This is a genomic window from Phycicoccus elongatus Lp2 (genome assembly GCF_000367525.1).
Classification (GTDB): domain Bacteria; phylum Actinomycetota; class Actinomycetes; order Actinomycetales; family Dermatophilaceae; genus Phycicoccus_A; species Phycicoccus_A elongatus.
Genome location: NZ_HF570956.1, coordinates 2,946,272 through 2,963,261, shown reverse-complemented (window position 1 = coordinate 2,963,261; position 16,990 = coordinate 2,946,272). Strand labels below are relative to the sequence as shown.

13 protein-coding genes and 1 pseudogene are annotated in these 16,990 nt (G+C 69.3%); 10 read left to right on the top strand and 4 right to left on the bottom strand.

Translation table 11 applies throughout. From position 1 onward, the window contains the following. Window positions 1-1,398: pseudogene (locus tag BN10_RS14340) on the top strand (chromosome segregation protein SMC); the annotation flags it as partial. A 47-nt stretch (window positions 1,399-1,445) separates the two neighbouring features. Here the strand turns inward: BN10_RS14340 and lepB are convergent. After that, window positions 1,446-2,171 (bottom strand): signal peptidase I, encoded by a 726-nt coding sequence (gene lepB, locus BN10_RS14335; RefSeq protein WP_010851970.1) that lies wholly within the window; start codon window positions 2,169-2,171, stop codon window positions 1,446-1,448. A 107-nt stretch (window positions 2,172-2,278) separates the two neighbouring features. Here lepB and BN10_RS16495 point away from each other — a divergent pair, with 107 nt between their 5' ends. The 8 genes from BN10_RS16495 to BN10_RS14295 all read left to right on the top strand — a co-directional run bounded on the left by BN10_RS16495 (window position 2,279) and on the right by BN10_RS14295 (window position 12,796). Further along, complete coding sequence (locus BN10_RS16495) at window positions 2,279-2,470, top strand: hypothetical protein (protein ID WP_156917252.1); 192 nt, start codon at window positions 2,279-2,281, stop codon at window positions 2,468-2,470. Window positions 2,471-2,563: 93 nt separating this feature from the next. Beyond that, entirely contained in the window at window positions 2,564-4,519 is a 1,956-nt protein-coding gene (locus BN10_RS14325; protein WP_010851968.1) for a M13 family metallopeptidase, read from the top strand. A 40-nt stretch (window positions 4,520-4,559) separates the two neighbouring features. Beyond that, window positions 4,560-5,780 carry a signal recognition particle-docking protein FtsY gene (ftsY, locus tag BN10_RS14320; protein WP_010851967.1) on the top strand — a complete coding sequence of 407 codons (1,221 nt, stop codon included), beginning with the start codon at window positions 4,560-4,562 and terminating at the stop codon, window positions 5,778-5,780. A 129-nt stretch (window positions 5,781-5,909) separates the two neighbouring features. Continuing rightward, a complete protein-coding gene (locus BN10_RS14315; protein ID WP_010851966.1) occupies window positions 5,910-7,313 on the top strand; it encodes an ammonium transporter in 1,404 nt (467 codons plus the stop codon). Then, window positions 7,313-7,651, top strand: a complete 339-nt coding sequence (locus BN10_RS14310; protein WP_010851965.1) for a P-II family nitrogen regulator — start codon at window positions 7,313-7,315, stop codon at window positions 7,649-7,651. The genes BN10_RS14315 and BN10_RS14310 overlap by 1 nt, the downstream gene beginning before the upstream one ends. A 92-nt stretch (window positions 7,652-7,743) precedes the next feature. Further along, window positions 7,744-10,098 carry a [protein-PII] uridylyltransferase gene (locus BN10_RS14305; protein WP_010851964.1) on the top strand — a complete coding sequence of 785 codons (2,355 nt, stop codon included), beginning with the start codon at window positions 7,744-7,746 and terminating at the stop codon, window positions 10,096-10,098. Between the two features lie 281 nt (window positions 10,099-10,379). Further along, window positions 10,380-11,972: a signal recognition particle protein gene (ffh, locus tag BN10_RS14300; protein ID WP_010851962.1), complete on the top strand. Its 1,593-nt coding sequence runs from the start codon at window positions 10,380-10,382 to the stop codon at window positions 11,970-11,972. After that, window positions 11,969-12,796, top strand: coding sequence for an alpha/beta fold hydrolase (locus tag BN10_RS14295; RefSeq protein ID WP_010851961.1), 828 nt, complete (start codon window positions 11,969-11,971; stop codon window positions 12,794-12,796). Before ffh ends, BN10_RS14295 begins: the two co-directional genes overlap by 4 nt. Here the strand turns inward: BN10_RS14295 and BN10_RS14290 are convergent. Both BN10_RS14290 and BN10_RS14285 read right to left on the bottom strand, forming a co-directional pair. Continuing rightward, window positions 12,786-13,481, bottom strand: a complete 696-nt coding sequence (locus tag BN10_RS14290) for an SDR family oxidoreductase (RefSeq protein ID WP_010851960.1) — start codon at window positions 13,479-13,481, stop codon at window positions 12,786-12,788. The genes BN10_RS14295 and BN10_RS14290 overlap by 11 nt on opposite strands. Further along, window positions 13,478-14,089 carry a vitamin K epoxide reductase family protein gene (locus BN10_RS14285; RefSeq protein ID WP_010851959.1) on the bottom strand — a complete coding sequence of 204 codons (612 nt, stop codon included), beginning with the start codon at window positions 14,087-14,089 and terminating at the stop codon, window positions 13,478-13,480. Before BN10_RS14285 ends, BN10_RS14290 begins: the two co-directional genes overlap by 4 nt. A 125-nt stretch (window positions 14,090-14,214) precedes the next feature. Here BN10_RS14285 and BN10_RS14280 point away from each other — a divergent pair, with 125 nt between their 5' ends. Beyond that, on the top strand, window positions 14,215-15,294 hold the full coding sequence (locus tag BN10_RS14280; RefSeq protein WP_010851958.1) for an amidohydrolase family protein: 1,080 nt from the start codon (window positions 14,215-14,217) through the stop codon (window positions 15,292-15,294). A gap of 143 nt (window positions 15,295-15,437) precedes the next feature. Here BN10_RS14280 and BN10_RS14275 read toward each other — a convergent pair whose 3' ends face one another. After that, window positions 15,438-16,856, bottom strand: coding sequence for an IS1380 family transposase (locus tag BN10_RS14275; RefSeq protein WP_010849201.1), 1,419 nt, complete (start codon window positions 16,854-16,856; stop codon window positions 15,438-15,440). Window positions 16,857-16,990 lie beyond the last annotated feature (134 nt).

Sequence of the window (16,990 nt, the reverse complement as noted above, 5' to 3'; positions counted from 1 at the left end):
GGCGCGGCGGCTCGCAACGCCCGCGCGGAGGCAGACCGCACGACGCGTGCGATTTCCGAAGCACGCCGAGCCCTGGAGACGGATCAGGCCGAGCTCACCGCGCTCGCCGCCCGGCTCGAAGAGGCCTCGGCGCAGCCCGACGAGGTCGAAGAGCCCTCCACGGATGAGCGCGACCGGCTCGAACTCGAGGCGAGCAAGGCCCGCACTCACGAGACCGAGTTGCGGCTCACGCTACGCACGAAGGAGGAGCGGGCCCGCGCCGTCAAGGGCCGCGCCGAATCCCTCGAGGGCGCCGCCCGCAACGAACTCGCCGCGCGCGAGCGGTTGCGTCAGCGGCAGGAGCGTCGCCGGCGGGAGGCGGGCATCGCCGAAGCGGTCGCCGTCGCCGCGGCATACGCCCACGAGCGAATCGCGACCGCCCTCGGAACCGCCGCCCAGGCCCGTGACCGGGCCGAGACCGGGCGCGCCGAGCGCGACCAGGCCATCCATGTCCTCCGGCAGCAGATGAGTGTCCACCAGGACGAGCTGCGTGAACTCACCGACACCGCCCACCGCGACGAGGTCGCCCGCGCGCGCCAGGTGGCCCGGATCGAGCAACTCCAGGCGAAAGCGATCGAAGAACTCGGCATCGACCCCGAAGTTCTCATGGAGGATTTCGGTCCACAGCAACCGATTCCGTTCATTGCCGGGCCCGATCACGAGGGTGAGCTGCCCGAGCCCGGCAGTTTCGTCCGCGAGGATCAGGAGAAGCGGCTGCGCCGCGCGGAGCGTGGTCTGTCCGCCCTTGGTCGCGTCAACCCACTCGCGCTCGAGGAGTTCGCCGCGCTCGAGGAGCGCCACAAGTTCCTCGTCGAGCAGTTGGAGGACCTCAAGAAGTCCAAGCGCGACCTGCTCGACATCGTCAAAGAGGTCGACGAGCGCGTCGAGGAGGTCTTCACCGAGGCCTACCACGACACGGCGGCCCACTTCGAGCGCGTCTTCGATCGGCTCTTCCCCGGCGGTCAGGGCCGGCTCGTGCTCACCGATCCCTCGGACATGCTGACGACGGGCATCGAGGTCGAGGCCCGCCCTCCGGGCAAGAAGGTCAAGCGGCTTTCGCTGCTCTCCGGTGGTGAGCGCTCCCTGGTCGCCGTCGCCCTGCTGGTGTCGATCTTCAAGGCCCGGCCGAGCCCGTTCTACATCATGGACGAGGTCGAGGCAGCCCTCGACGACACCAACCTGGGCCGCCTCATCACCCTCTTCGAGGAGTTGCGGGACAGCAGCCAACTCATCGTCATCACCCACCAGAAGAAGACGATGGAGATCGCCGACGCGCTCTACGGCGTGACGATGCGTGGCGACGGCATCACGACGGTGGTGTCCCAGCGATTGCGCGACGTGGCGACGGCCAGCGCCTGACCCGGATCGGCCTCTCGGTCTCGGCCCGGGGGAGGTCAGGCGACCGGTCAATCGATGGTGCCGAAACTCCCCAGTGGCCACAGTCGGAAGACCACCGGCCCCACTATTCGGTCCTCGTCGACAAACTTCGCGCACCCTGACGCCGACGTCGAGGATCGGCAGGCGATCACGCTGTCCGCCGACTGGGAGCGATGGTCACCCAGGACGAGATAACTGTGGGCCGGGACGGTGATCGTGCCGAAGCAGCGAGGTGAGGCGTTGGCGGAGTCTTCGCACGAGCCCGCCACGAAGGGGAGGTCCTCGTAGACATAGGGCTCGGTGCGGGGGAGTCCGTTGACCAGCACCTTGCCGTCGGGTGAGCAGCAGGACACCTTGTCCCCCGGGAGGCCGATGACCCGCTTGACCGTGTAGTTGGTGTTGCTCGGCCCCATCCCCGTGATGTCCCCGAAGGTGCGCACGATTCGCTTGACCAGGTTGCTGTCCGGGGCGCGCTTCGAGGTCTGCCAGGTGTCGCCGTGGCCGAAGACGATGATGTCGCCGCGATTCACCGTGTCGTCGAGCCGATTGACGACGATGCGATCGCCGATCTTGAGGGTCTGCTCCATCGACTGCGACGGCACCCCGAAGGGCTTGACGAGGAAGGTCTGGACCAAGGCGACAGCGGCCAGCGCCAAGAGGATTTCGACGATGAGCGGCAGCCGGCGGCGTTTGCGAGGTCGAGGGGGGTGGTGTCCATCGCCGGCCGCTGGGTCGACCTCGGTGTCCGTCGTCACGATCGGCAAGCCTAGCCCTCGGTCGGTCGGACGCGTCCCGCCCCTGACCGGGCTTGTCCCGTGTGTCGATTTGGGTATGCCGCGCCGCGTGCGTCACCCTAGATGACATGACCGCTCTTGTCCTCGCCACCCTGCTGTGCATGGGCCTTGCCCTCGCGGTCGTCGCCCTTGTCGCTGTCCCCGCACGGCGCGAGGGGCGCGACCTGCTCACGGCCCGCGGCGAAGAGGTCGTCGGCGCGCTGCGCGAGCGCAGCGACCAGGTCCGGCCGCGCCGTGCTCGCGAGGCGGCACACGGCTGACTCCTCCGGGGGCGCACTGTCGGGTCGGTGTGATCTGATGGGAACGACGACTCGCCCCTGACCGCCGGCTCTGCCCGGCAGAGGAGACCACCCGTGCGCTCCGGCCTCGACACCGCCTCGATCGACCCCACCATCCGGCCCCAGGACGACCTCTTCCGGCACACCAACGGACGATGGCTCGACCGGACCGAGATCCCGGCTGATCGCGGTCGCTATGGCACCTTCGATGTGCTCCGGGAGCAGGCCGAGGAGCAGGTGCGCGACATCATCACCGAGGTGGCCGCCTCGTCACCCGAGGCGGGCTCGGTGGCAGCCAAGGTCGGCGACCTCTACTCCAGTTTCATGGACACCGAGCGGATCGATGCCCTCGGGCTGGGTCCGATCACGGACGACCTGGCCATCGCCGCGGCCGCACGGACTCCGCAGGACGTCGTCGCCGCATTGGGCCGATTTGCCCGCGACGGTTTCGGCGGGCTCGTCCACGCCTTCGTCAACACCGATGACCGCGACTCGAGCCGGTATGTCGTCTATCTCGAGCAAGGCGGCATCGGCCTGCCCGATGAGTCCTACTACCGCGAGGAGCGCCACGAAGGGGTGCGCGCGGCATACCGAGACCACATCGCGCGCATGCTCACGCTCGCCGCTCAACCCGACCCCCAGGCGGCCGCGGACCGCATCCTGGCGCTGGAGACGAGGCTGGCGAGCGCGCACTGGGACAAGGTGACCAACCGTGACCCGGTCAAGACCTACACCCTGGTCGATCCCGCAGGACTGGCCGAACTGACGCCGGGACTGGACTGGTCCACCTACCTGGCAGCGATGGAGGCGCCGTCGCACACTCTCGACGCGGTGATCGCCCGGCAGCCGAGCTATCTCACGGCGATGGCGGCGACCGCCCTGACCGAGGTGGGCATGGCCGACTGGCGCGACTGGCTGCGCTGGCAGGTCGTCCATGGTTGGGCGCCCTACCTGCCGCAGGCCTTCGTCGAAGAGAACTTCGACCTCTACGGACGCACCCTGTCCGGCGTGCCCCAGATCCGCGACCGCTGGAAGCGGGGCGTCACGCTCGTGGAGGGCGCCCTCGGGGAGGCGGTCGGCCAGCTCTATGTCGAGCGGCACTTCCCCCCGCACGCCAAGACGGCAATGACCGACCTGGTCGCCAACCTCGTGACGGCCTTCGGTCAGGCCTTTGACTCCTTGGCGTGGATGGGGCCGGATACCCGAGCCCAGGCTCACGCGAAGCTGGCGGCCTTCACCCCGAAGGTGGGCTACCCGGACACGTGGAAGGACTACTCGGCCCTGACCATCGAGGCCGAGGACCTGGTGGGGAACGTCCGGCGGTCCGCGAGGGTTGAGGGCGACCGCAACCTGGCGAAGTTGGGCTCGCCGGTCGACCGCAGCGAGTGGTTCATGACACCCCAGACGGTCAATGCCTACTACAACCCCGGACTGAACGAGATCGTCTTCCCGGCGGCCATCCTGCAGCCGCCCTTCTTCGACGTCGACGCCGACGACGCGGTCAACTACGGCGGCATCGGGGCAGTCATCGGCCACGAGATCGGGCATGGCTTCGACGACCAGGGGTCACAGTTCGACGGCACCGGCAACCTGCGCAACTGGTGGACGGACGAGGACCGAGCCCGATTCACCGAGCGGGCCTCCGCCCTCATCGCCCAGTTCGACCAGCTCGAGCCCGACGATGCGCCGGGGCAGAAGGTCAACGGTGCCCTGACGGTCGGCGAGAACATCGGCGACCTGTGCGGCCTGGCGATCGGCCTGGCGGCCTATCGGATCGCGCGCGAAGGCGCGGGCGCGACGGATCTCGACGGCTACACCCCGGACCAGCGGTTCTTCCTCGGATGGGCGCAGGTGTGGCGCGGGAAGGCACGCGAGGCCGAGGCCAAGCGGTTGGTGCAGGTCGACCCGCATGCCCCCATGGACCTGCGCGCCCGGGTGGCCCGCAACCTTGACGCTTTCCACGAGGCCTTCGCCACCACCGCCGAGGACGGCATGTGGCTCGAGCCCTCCCAGCGGGTCGCGATCTTCTGACGGGTTTGGGTGACGACCGCCGGGCTGGGAGGATGAAGCGGTGAGTGCGATCGACACCCTGTGGGAGTACCTTGCCGTCGCGGTCGGCATCCTCGTCATCCTCGGCGGCCTGACCTTCGGCCTGCTCCGTGGCAGGGCTGGGCGCACCAAGGACCTCCCTGCGCCGCCCAGCGGACAGCCGTCGACGACATCGCCGACATCGCAGGAGGCGAATGACTCGCCCACCACTGCGCCGAGTCGGGCACCGGTCGACACGCTGCCTCCGCCCGCCGAGTCGACCGAGGTCACCGAGGAAACCCTCCCACCGCCTCCCAGCCGGCCCACGGTCGAGACCCCCGACGCACCTGCTGGTCGCCTCCAGCGCCTGCGCGCGCGGCTGGCCCGTTCGAACTCCGCGCTCGGCAAGGGCCTGCTCGCGCTCCTCTCCCGGGGCCAACTCGACGAGGAGGCCTGGGAGGAGGTCGAGGACACCCTGCTCGCCGCGGACCTCGGCGTCCAGGCCACGACCGAACTGGTCGACAAGCTGCGCACCCGGGTCAAGATCGAGAACACCACGGACGAGGCCAGCGTGCGCCGCTGGCTCCACGAAGACCTGCTCGCCCTCGTCGACCCGTCGATGGACCGGTCGGTCGCCAACTCGCGCATCGAGGGGCGCCCTGCCGTCGTGCTGGTGGTCGGTGTCAACGGCACCGGCAAGACGACCACGGTCGGGAAGTTGGCCCGCGTGCTGGTCGCCGAGGACAAGGACGTCGTGCTCGGCGCCGCCGACACCTTCCGCGCGGCCGCGGCCGACCAGTTGCAGACCTGGGGGGAGCGCGTCGGCGTGCCGACGATCCGCTCGGACCGAGAAGGTGCCGACCCGGCGGCAGTGGCTTTCGACGCCGTGAAGGCCGGCGCAGAACTCGAGGCCGATGTGGTCGTCATCGACACGGCCGGCCGCCTCCACAACAAGGTCGGCCTGATGGACGAACTCGGCAAGGTCAAGCGGGTCATCGAGAAGCAGTCCCCGGTCGACGAGGTGCTCCTCGTCCTCGACGCAACCACCGGACAGAACGGCCTGCGTCAGGCCGAGGTCTTCGGCCAGGTCGTCGACGTCACCGGCATCGTGCTCACCAAGCTCGACGGCACCGCCAAGGGTGGCATCGTCGTCGCCGTCCAGCGCCAACTCGGCGTGCCGGTGAAACTGGTCGGCCTCGGAGAGGGCCCGGACGACCTGGCACCCTTCGACCCTGAGGCCTTCGTCTCCGCAATCCTCGACTGATCGTCCGTGTCCCACACAGTGGGACGGGGCCCGGGATGAAACGCAAAGGCAACCGCGCGCGCCCGACCGCAACACGGGCGTAACACGACCTGAGACCGGCCTTAACGCGAGACGCGCAGAGTCCTCGCCATGAGCATCGCAACCTTGCCCATGGCCGAGGCGCCCACGATCGACTACGCCGCGACGGCGTTCCTCATCGTCTGCGCCTCCCTCGTCCTGTTCATGACCGTCCCCGGACTGGCTCTCTTCTACGGAGGCATGTCCCGGGCCAAATCGGTCCTCAACATGATGATGATGAGTTTCGGCGCCTTCGGGGTCGTCGGGCTGATCTACGTCATCTACGGCTACTCGATGGCCTTCGGCAGCGAAGACATCGGTGGCATCATCGCCAACCCCTTCGAGAAGCTCGGCCTGGCCGGGACCGACGGGCTCGTCAACCCGTTCGGTTACGAGGGTTACGGCAACATCCCCGAGTTGATCTTCGTCGGCTTCCAGTTGACCTTCGCCGTCATCACGGTGGCCCTGATCAGCGGCGCCATCGCGGACCGGGTCAAGTTCTCCACCTGGCTGGTGTTCTCCGGCCTCTGGGTCACCTTGGCCTATTTCCCGATCGCGCACATGGTGTGGGGTGGTGGTCTGCTGTCCGGCAGTGAGTCCGGCCTGTCCTCACTGATCTTCGGGTCGACCGACGGGGCCGCCAACGTCGCGCCGATCGACTTCGCCGGTGGCACCGTCGTCCACATCAACGCCGGTATGGCCGGCCTGGTCCTCGCCCTGGTCGTCGGCAAGCGCCTCGGCTTCGGCAAGGTCGCCATGCGACCCCACAACGTGCCGCTGACCATGATCGGCGCCGGCATGCTGTGGTTCGGCTGGTTCGGCTTCAACGCCGGATCCGAGCTTGCCGCTGACGAGACCGCCGCGCTGGTGTGGGTCAACACGACCGTCGCCACCTGCGCCGCCATGGTTGGCTGGTTGCTCATCGAGAAGCTGCGTGACGGTCACGCCACCTCGATCGGCGCCGCCTCCGGCGTCGTGGCGGGTCTGGTCGCCATCACCCCGGCGTGTGGTGCGCTCTCGCCGATGGGGTCGATCATCCTGGGCCTGGTCGCCGGTGTCCTCGCCGCGTATGCCGTGGGGCTGAAGTTCCGCTTCGGTTACGACGACAGCCTCGACGTCGTCGGTGTCCACCTGGTCGCCGGCCTCTGGGGCACCGTCGGTGCCGGCCTGCTCTCCACCTCGACCGGCCTCTTCTACGGCAAGGGCCTCGACCAGACGATCATCCAGATCGTCATCGCCCTCGCCTCCCTCGTCATCACCGGCGTGGTCACCACGGTCATCGCCCTCGCCCTGAAGGCCACCATGGGCTGGCGGATCCCGGCCGATGCCGAGACCGCCGGCATCGACACTGCGGAGCACGCCGAGACCGCCTACGACCTGGTCTCCCGCGGTGGCCGGGTGGGAGTCTCAGGATCGGGTCCGATCCACGACGCCCGCCACCACACCGAGAGCCTCTCCCCGGAAGGAGCCAAGTGATGAAGCTCGTCACCGCCATCATCAAGCCGCACCAACTCGACGAGGTCAAGAACGCCCTGGAGGCGTTCGGGATCACCGGCATGACGGTCAGCGAGGCCTCCGGCTACGGACGGCAGCGCGGGCACGCCGAGGTCTACCGCGGCGCCGAGTACCAGATCGACTTCGTGCCCAAGGTCCGACTGGAGATCCTCGTCGAGGACTTCGACGCCTCATCCGTCGCCGACATCATCCTCAAGGCCGCCCAGACCGGTCGCATCGGCGACGGGAAGATCTGGGTCGTGCCGGTCGAGGAGGTCGTCCGGGTCCGCACCGGCGAGCGCGGCGCCGAAGCCCTCTGATCAGCCGATCACCATCCATCCCTGAGCCAGTCGAGTGCTGGTGTCGGAGCGCAGGCACCGGCACCAGCACTCGACGCTTGACAAGGAGAGTCATGACGACGACCGAGGAGCAGGCCGCTCGGCTCGCGATCGCGGACGTGCGTTCATTCGACGACACGACGGCGGGGCCTCGGCGCCGCGCCGCGCTCGCCAACCACACCCGGGCCTGGTTGGCCGGGCTGTGGCGTGGGGCCACGGCGGGCATGCGCACGGACGGTGTCGCACTCGCAGCGGTGGGCAGTTTGGGGCGGGACGACCCGGGGCCGCTCAGTGACGTCGACCTCGTGCTGCTCCACAGCGGGCGGGTCTTGTCCGAGTCGGCGATCAACGCACTCGCCGACCGGATCTGGTACCCGATCTGGGACGCCGGGGTGAAGCTCGACCACAGTGTCCGCACCGTCGCCCAGTGCCGTTCGGTGGCCCAGGCCGACCTGACGGCGACCATAGGGTTGCTCGATCTGTCCTGGGTCGCCGGCGACCGCGAACTGGTGACGGCGGCTCGTGCCACGGTCGCCCACGATTGGCGGGGGGCGGCACGACGGCGCCTGCCCGAGATGCTGGAGTCGTTGGCCGCCCGCCACACCCGGCACGGTGACCTTGCCCAGAGCCTTGAACCGGAGATCAAGGAGGCCAAGGGTGGCCTGCGAGACCTCACCATTCTCGCCGCCCTGGCCGAGGCGTGGCTCGCCCAGCGACCCCGTGGCGAGGTCGTCACCGCGACCGGGCTGTTGCTCGACGTGCGTGACGCGATCCATGTCGTCACCGGACGTGGCCGTGACCGGCTGCTGCGCCAGGACCATGACGCAGTGGCGGCACTCCTCGGACACGACGACGCCGACGACCTGCTCACCGAGATCTCCGACGCCGGGCGGGTGATTGCTCATTCGCTCGATGCAGCGATGCGTCGCGCGAGTCAGGCCCAGCGGGCACGCCTGCTCAGGGTGGGCCCACGCCGCCCGCAGATGACTCCGCTCGGCTACGGACTCTTCGTCAGCGACGGTGAACTCGTCCTCGGGCACGATCGGCTGCTCACCGACCCGGTTCTGCCTCTCCGAGCGGCCGCCCTGGCGGCCACCCATGGAGTACCGATCGCTCCCGCGACCCTGACCAACCTGGCCAAGGTTTCGCCCCTTCCTGTGCCCTGGCCCGACGAGGCACGTGAGCAGTTGGGCAATTTGCTCGCGTCGGGGCCGGGCCTCGTGCCCGTCTGGGAGGGCCTCGACCAAGCCGGCATCATCGGCAGCTGGTTCCCGGAGTGGAGTGCCGTCCGCTCGCGGCCGCAGCGCAGCCCCGTGCATCGACACACGGTGGATCGTCACCTCGTCGAGACGGTGGTGCACGCCGGCGGGATGGTTCGCGAGGTCTCCCGGCCCGACCTGCTGCTCATCGCGGCACTTCTGCACGACATCGGCAAGGTGAAGGGTGCCCGCGACCACAGCCTCGAGGGCGCCCCGCTCGCCCGTGCCATCGTCGAGCGGATGGGCCATCCAGAGGCCGATGTGGCGCTCGTCGAACGATTGGTGCGGGAGCACCTGACCCTCGTCGAGCTGGCCACTCGACGCGACCATGCCGACCCCGGGACCGTCGAGGCAGCGATCAGCGCCTCGGGTGGCACCCTGGCTGGCTTCGACCTGCTGCGGGCCCTCACCGAGGCCGACGCAGCGGCCGCCGGACCGGCGGCCTGGACGGACTGGAGGTCCTCCCTCGTGGCTCAACTCACCACCGCCGTGCGTGCCCGGCTCGACCCCGACGCGCCCGAACCGGACGACCCTGCTCCCCGGGCGCAACCGGCCGATGTCGAACGTGCCGTGCGCGCTGGGCGGGTGCACGTCGAGGCCCGGTCGTCGGGGTCGGCGTGGCGGCTCGACATCATCTCGACCGACCGCTTGGGCCTGTTCGCCGACACGGCGGGCGTGCTGGCCGTCGAGGGCCTCATCGTCCGGACCGCCATCGTGCGCACCCTCGATGGGCTGGCGGTCAACGAGTGGCATGTCGAGTCCCCTCGTGTGGAGAACCCGGACCCGGCGCGGATTGGGCGTCTGATCGAGCGGCTGGCCACGGGCGACCTGAGCCCGTTGGTCGCCCTGGAGAAACGGCGCAACCGGCCGACGCGGCCCAGTGCGACGGCGGACACGGCCTCACCGGGCCAGGCCCGCGCGATGATCGTGCCGGGCGCGAGCCCGGACGCCACCGTGCTCGAAGTACGCGCCCAGGATCGGCCCGCACTGCTCCACGATCTGGGCCGCACGTTCACTCGTGCCGGGATCTCGGTGCGCTCGGCCCACGTGGCGACCTATGCAGGTCAGACCCTCGACACCTTCTACCTGACCGATGTGGCCGATCGCCCGCTTGCCCCGGCCCAGGTCGCGCAGGTCGTCGGGCTGGTCATCGACACCTGCGAGTCCTGAGGGCCGATGGAGGAACCGGCCCGCTGGACGCGATCAGTGGCCGCAATGGCCAGCCAAGAGCTGACTGAACGGGGTCACGCTGGTGTGCAGCTGAATGCCCGCGTCACGCCGACGAGGTTCAGCGCCGGGGGTGAACCCCGCGACCGCGCCTGACTCGGCGACGACCAGGGCCGCCAGTTCACCCGCCGCGCGGGTCACGCGGGCCGACAGTGGAGGTATGCCGCCGGCTGCTGCCCCCTTCTCGGTCCTGGGGGGAAGGGGGCCTCGGTTAGCCTTGTGCGGTGTTCAACAGTCTCTCTGATCGCCTGACCGCGACCTTCAAGAACCTCCGCACCAAGGGGCGGCTCTCGGAGTCCGACGTCAACAAGACGGTTCGTGACATCCGGCTCGCCCTCCTCGATGCCGATGTCGCCCTCCCGGTGGTCAAGGAGTTCACGAGCGCCGTGCGCGAGCGCGCTCTCGGCGCTGAGGTCTCGGGAGCGCTGAACCCGGCGCAGCAGGTCGTCAAGATCGTCAACGACGAACTCGTCTCGATCCTCGGTGGCGAGACCCGCAAGCTCCGGCTGGCCAAGAACCCACCGACCGTCATCATGCTTGCCGGCCTCCAGGGCTCGGGCAAGACGACCTTGGCCGGCAAGCTCGGCAAGTTCCTCAAGGACCAGGGGCAGACGCCACTGCTCGTCGCCGCCGACCTCCAGCGCCCCAATGCCGTCACCCAGTTGGAGGTCGTGGGCCAGCGCGCCGGCGTTCCGGTTTTCGCGCCGGAGCGCGGCAACATCGCCGGGCACGACGCGGTCACCGGTGCCATCGAGGGGACCCGATCCTTCGGCGACCCCGTCGCGGTCGCCGAGGCGGGTATCCAGGAAGCCTGCAACAAGCTCTACTCCGTCGTCATCGTCGACACGGCCGGCCGCCTGGCGGTCGACGAGAACCTCATGCAGCAGGCCGCGGACATTCGCGCCGCGATCCAGCCCGACGAGGTCCTGTTCGTCATCGACGCCATGATCGGCCAGGCCGCGGTCGACACCGCCGAGGCCTTCCTCCACGGCGTCGACTTCACCGGTGTCGTCCTGTCCAAGCTCGACGGTGACGCCCGCGGTGGCGCGGCACTGTCGGTGGCCTCGGTGACCGGGCGGCCGATCATGTTCGCCTCGACCGGTGAGGGCGTCAAGGACTTCGAGGTCTTCCACCCCGATCGGATGGCCTCGCGCATCCTCGACATGGGTGACGTCCTCACTCTCATCGAGCAGGCCGAAAAGGCCTTCGACCAGCGCCACGCGCAGGAGATGGAGCGCAAGTTCCTCGCCCAGGAGGACTTCACCTTCGACGACTTCCTCCAGCAGATGGCGGCCATCAAGAAGATGGGCTCGCTGAAGTCGATGCTCGGGATGATGCCGGGCATGGGCCAGATGCGCGCCCAACTCGACGCCCTCGACGAGCGTGAGTTCGACCGGGTGGAGGCGATGGTCCAGTCGATGACACCCTTCGAGCGGACCCACCCCAAGCAGATCAACGGCTCGCGCCGCGCCCGTATCGCCAAGGGGTCGGGGGTCACGGCCTCTGAGGTCAATGCCCTCCTCGAGCGATTCGGCGAGGCGCAGAAGATGATGAAGTCGCTCGCGCGCGGTGGCGGCATTCCCGGTATGCCGGGCCTGGGTGGTGGTGCCGGCAAGAAGGGTCGCCAGCCGGCGCCGCAGCGCAAGAAGTCGAAGTCGGGCAATCCGGCGAAGCGGGCCGCCGAGGCGCGCGCGTCCGCGGCGAAGGGGTCCGGGGGGAGCGCCTTCGGCACCCCGTCGGGCACGTCACGACTGGACGCCAGCGCCCTTGACACCTCTCAACTGCCTCCCGGTTTCGAGAAGTTCTTGGGCAAGTGAGCCTGCACACCCTGTCTGTCGGCACGGCAGGACCGCGAATCGCCTTCTGCCACGGCCTTTTCGGGCAAGGCCGGAACTGGATGCAGATCGCGAAGGCGGTCAGCGGCCCCTCAGGCACGCAGGCGCGGGCTCTGCTCGTCGACCTTCCGGACCACGGGCGCTCACCGTGGTCCGGCGCCTTCTCCTTCGAGGGGTATGCCGCGCAACTCGCCGACACCCTCAGCGCGGCGGCCCCCGGGGAGCGGTGGACCCTCGTCGGTCACTCCCTCGGCGGCAAGACCGCCATGGTCGCCGCCCTCCAGCACGCCGAGCTCATCGAGCGCCTGTGCATCGTCGACATCGCTCCCAAGTCCTACGGCGACCTGCATCGCTTCCGCGGCTACATCGAGGGCATGCAACGGATGCCCTTGTCGCAGTTGGCCTCTCGCGCCGACGCGGACGAATGGTATGCGCATGAGGTTGAGCCCGACCCCGGTGTGCGCGCGTTCCTCCTGCAGAATCTCCGCCGCGAGGGCGACCATTGGCGCTGGCAGGCGAACGTCGAGCTCTTTGCCGCCGATGCCGCCCAGGGCACCGCCTCGGTCATCGCGGACTGGCCGACTGCAGCGGTCGCCGGCTGCGCGGCATACCCGGGGCCGGTGGTGTGGTTGCGCGGTGGAGAGTCGGAGTACATCACCGACGCCGACGTCGAGACGATGCGGACCTACTTTCCTCGGGTCCGGCAGGTGACGGTCAAGGGCGCCGGCCATTGGGTCCACGCCGACAGCCCCGGCGTCGTCGTCGAGACGATCACGCGCCTGCTGCGCGCCCCGCTCAGCTCGTGACGACGGGGCGCACCGACAGCGTCTCCAGTTGTGCCTCCGGCGAGGTCTCGAGTGCCGTGCGCACCAGTGCCGCAACGGTTTCGGGTCGGACGAAGTCCTCGGCGCGGTAGTCCCGGCCGCTCGTCGCCTGAAGCTGCCGCTGCATGTCGGAGTCGGTCCGACCGGGGTGGATCGAGGTGACGCGCACCCGCCCGCGCTCCTCCTCGCGCAGGGCATCGGTGAGCACCCGGAGCGCATGCTTGCTCCCGTTGTATGCCGTGGAGCCGGGTTGGCCGCTCGCGAAGCCGGAGCCGCTGTTGAGAGCGACGACATGTCCGTCGCCCGAGGCGCGGAGCAGCGGGAGGAGCAGCCGGGTGAGGTCGGCGACCGCAATGACGTTCACCTCGAAGATGTGGCGCAGCTGGTCGCGCGTGAGGTCCGCGACGTGCCCTCCGAGCGCGATCCCGGCGGAGTGGACGAGGGCGTCGAGGTGGGAGATCCGCCGTGCGGCGAGGGCGGTCGCCTCCTCGTCGGCGAGGTCGCAGACGAAGGGCTCGGCGGAGGGGAGGGAGGCGACGACCGGTGCGACCGCCGCTGACGTGCGGCCCCCGACAAGGACGTGCCAGTCACGCCCGAGGTCCTGGGCGATCGCGCGACCGATGCCGCGGCTGCCGCCGGTGACCAGGGCCACGCGTCGCTGGCTCATAGGAAGCGGTGACCCCACTTGAGCAGTTCGAGGACGATGATCAACGCGAACCAGGCGATGACGCTGACCGTGAACCAGCCCTTGTCGACGAAGGCGAAGGCCTTGGCCTGGAGCCCCTCGGGAAGGAAGAGGTTGTTCTCCCGGATGTTCCACTGGGTCATCGAGGTGAAGACGAAGGTCGTGGAGACCGTGACGAGCAGGCACCAGGGGCAGAGGGCGCCGATGACATAGGTGGACTGCCAGAGCAGCCAATAGGCAAAGATGACGCCGAGCAGGTAGCAGACATTCGCGGTGAACATGAACCACCGCGGGAAGCGCACCCCGGCCAGCGAGGCGACGGCGATCGTCATGACGACCGGCTCGGACACCAGGCCGAGAAAGGCGTTGGGGAAGCCGAGGACGTTCGCCTGCCAGGTCGAGCCGACCTTGGCGCAGTCGATCCACGTGTTGAACGAGCAACTCAGGACGGCATCGGGGTTCTTGGCGAGAGTGATCGCCTCGATCGAGAGCACGGCGGCCGCAATGAGGCTGAGGATGGCGAACACGAGCATCTCGCCGAAGAGGATCTTGCGCTTGCGCGGGGGGACCTCCCACTGGGCCGTGGTCACGCGTCCTCCTCATCGCCCCGCGGCGATCGACTAATCAGCGCGGCGACGACCGTCGACGCGTGGTCCAAGGTACCTCGGGCCATCGCGAGCAACGGCAACGGTCCCGTGAGGGCTAGGCTCTCGACATGGCGACGGTGCTGCACCTGACCGGCCCGATCCTCGTCGGCCCCGACGAGGTGAGGGACCAGGCGTGGGTCATCGGTGATCGGCTGACCTTCGAGCGGCCCACCGGCGCGCACGAGGTGACGACCCTGGCCGGCCACGTCGTGCCGGGGCTGGTCGACGCCCACTGCCATGTCGGCCTCGGCCCTCCCGGTGAGGTGCCGCGGGAGGTCGCCGAGCAGCAGGCGCTGACCGATCGGGACCACGGCACACTGCTCATCCGCGATGCCGGTCAACCGGGCGACACGCGCTGGGTGGACGACCGGGAGGACCTCCCGCGGATCATCCGCGCCGGGCGCCACATCGCACGCCCTCGCCGCTACATCCGCAACTACGCGTGGGAGGTCGAGCCCGAGGACCTGGTCGCGCAGGTCCGGGTCGAGGCCCGGGCCGGCGACGGGTGGGTCAAACTCGTGGGGGACTGGATCGATCGCGAGGTCGGCGACCTCGCGCCGTGCTGGCCGGTCGATGTCCTCACCGAGGCGATCGCGGCGGCCCACGAGGAGGGGGCGCGAGTGACCGCGCACTGCTTCGAGGAGGAGTCGCTCCACGACTTCGCGGAAGCCGGCACCGACTGCATCGAGCACGCGACCGGGCTGACCGAGGCGACGATCGCCACCTTTGCGGCGCAGCAGATCAGCATCGTGCCGACGCTCGTCAACATCGACACCTTTCCCTCGATCGCCGCCAGCGCCGGGCGTTTCCCCACGTATGCCGCGCACATGCTCGACCTGCACGCCCGGCGGCACGCAACGATCGCGGCTGCCCGCGAGGCCGGCATACCGATCTACGTCGGCACGGACGGCGGGGGCCGCATCGCGCACGGCTTGGTGGTCGACGAGATGCACGAACTGCTCGCCTGCGGCTTCAGCAATGCCGAGGCGCTCGACGCCGGCTCGTGGGCGGCCCGGCGTTGGCTCGGGCGCCCGGCGTTGGAGGAGGGCGCCGACGCGGACCTCCTGGTCCTGGCCGGTGATCCCAGGGACGACCTGGGGGTGCTGCGCATCCCGATCGCGATCGTGCTGCGCGGGCGCACCATCTAAGCCTCGATCCACCGACGTCCTGGGTGGGGTGAGCTGATTTCGCTCTGGGCCGCGGCTCCGGCTTGAGGGCGTGGCTGTTGTCCTGACCTGGCTGTCAGGGTGTTCCACGTCGGTTGTTCGGTCGGGCCGGGGCGGCTGGGTGGTCAGGGATTGACCGGTTCTGGTGGGCCGCAGTTCTGGGTGAACAGGCGGGTCCACGCTTCCTGCCAGGGCCAGGCGGTCGGTAGGTGCAGGGTGACCCGTCGGGCCGAGGACGCCACCCGGGCGGGGACGGTGATCAGCTTGCGGCGGATGGTGGCGGTGGTGGCTCTGGCGAGGTCGGCGCTGGCGATGGTGGCTGCGGTGCGGGTGAGGTTGAACGCGATGACGGCCAGCACGAGCCAGGCGGCGTTGGCGGTGAATTTGCCTGAGGGCAGGTGCGCCAGGGCGGAGTTCTTGAGGTCGGCGTGGACCTGCTCGATGATCGCGTGTCCGCGGTGGGTCTTATCCGCGGCGACGGTGTCCAGGTCGGTGGGGTCGGTGGTGGTGAAGAAGGCGTGGAAGCGCCAGGTGTCGAACAGGGTGCCCTGCCCGGTTGCGTTCTTCTTGTCAGCGTTGACGTCGGGGATGCGGCGCACCACCAGGCGCCCGGGAACCTGATCGGCCGCCTTCTTGGAGGAGAACGCGGTGAAGGGCACCTCGGCGACCTCAGCCCGCGACACCCAGGTGCCGCTGGCCTCGTCGTAGATGGCGTCGGTGTACTCGATCGGGGTCCACGCGTGTTCGCTGATGGTGGTGATCGCGGCCTTGACCTTGGGGTCCAGGCGTACGGTGACCGACACCTGCGCCCCGGCGCGGACCGCGGCACCGACGGTGGGCGCCCCGTAGAACGCCGAGTCCGCCCGCAGCAACGGCTTGCCCTGACCGGGGTGCAGCGTGCGCACGGTCTTGAGCGCGTCGGCGACCAACCGTTTGGCTCCGCGCGGGGACCCGCACGAGCCTTTCCGTAGCCGCTGCGCCACGACCACCGGTGCCGACCCAGTGGTGGTGACCGTGGCCAGCAACGCGTTCAGCCCGCGGACCCCGGAGTAGCCGAACCCGGCTCCCTGTTTGGCGTGGCCGTGCACCTGAATGATCGTGTCGTCGATATCGACCAACACCCGGCCACCGGTGCCGTCGCCGACGACCTGCGCGGCTCGCTCGCCTTGAGCTGCCAGGCGTGTGAGGAACCTCGAGGCGAGCGCGTCGAGCTGGCGGACGTGACCGAACGTGAACGAGCGCAGGAACGACCCCAACGTCGACGGCGCGTACGCCCGGGCGAAGACCCGGCCCATCCCACCGTGCCGCAGCAGCGCCATGTCGTCGATGCTGTCGGCGCCAGCGACCATCCCCGCGACCAGCGAGGCGACCTTCAACCCGGCGTTGGCGCCCTTGTCACCCGGCACGCTCAGATGCTCATCCGCAAGGCGTCGCAGCCCCGCCCGATCAGCCAGGGCCAAGACCGGAACCAACCCGGCGGCCGACACAAGATTCGGGTCGTCGAAGACCGCCGAGGTCGCTGGGAGGGTGTGAGAGAGTTTCACCTACGAGATGCCCCTTGCGTGTGTGACGAACTGAAGCGTGAAGAACTCCAATTCTGTTGCCACACAGGGGCATTCTCATGTCCCGACACGCCTCCTCAGCCCACTACCACCCTGCCCATCGGTGGATCGAGGCT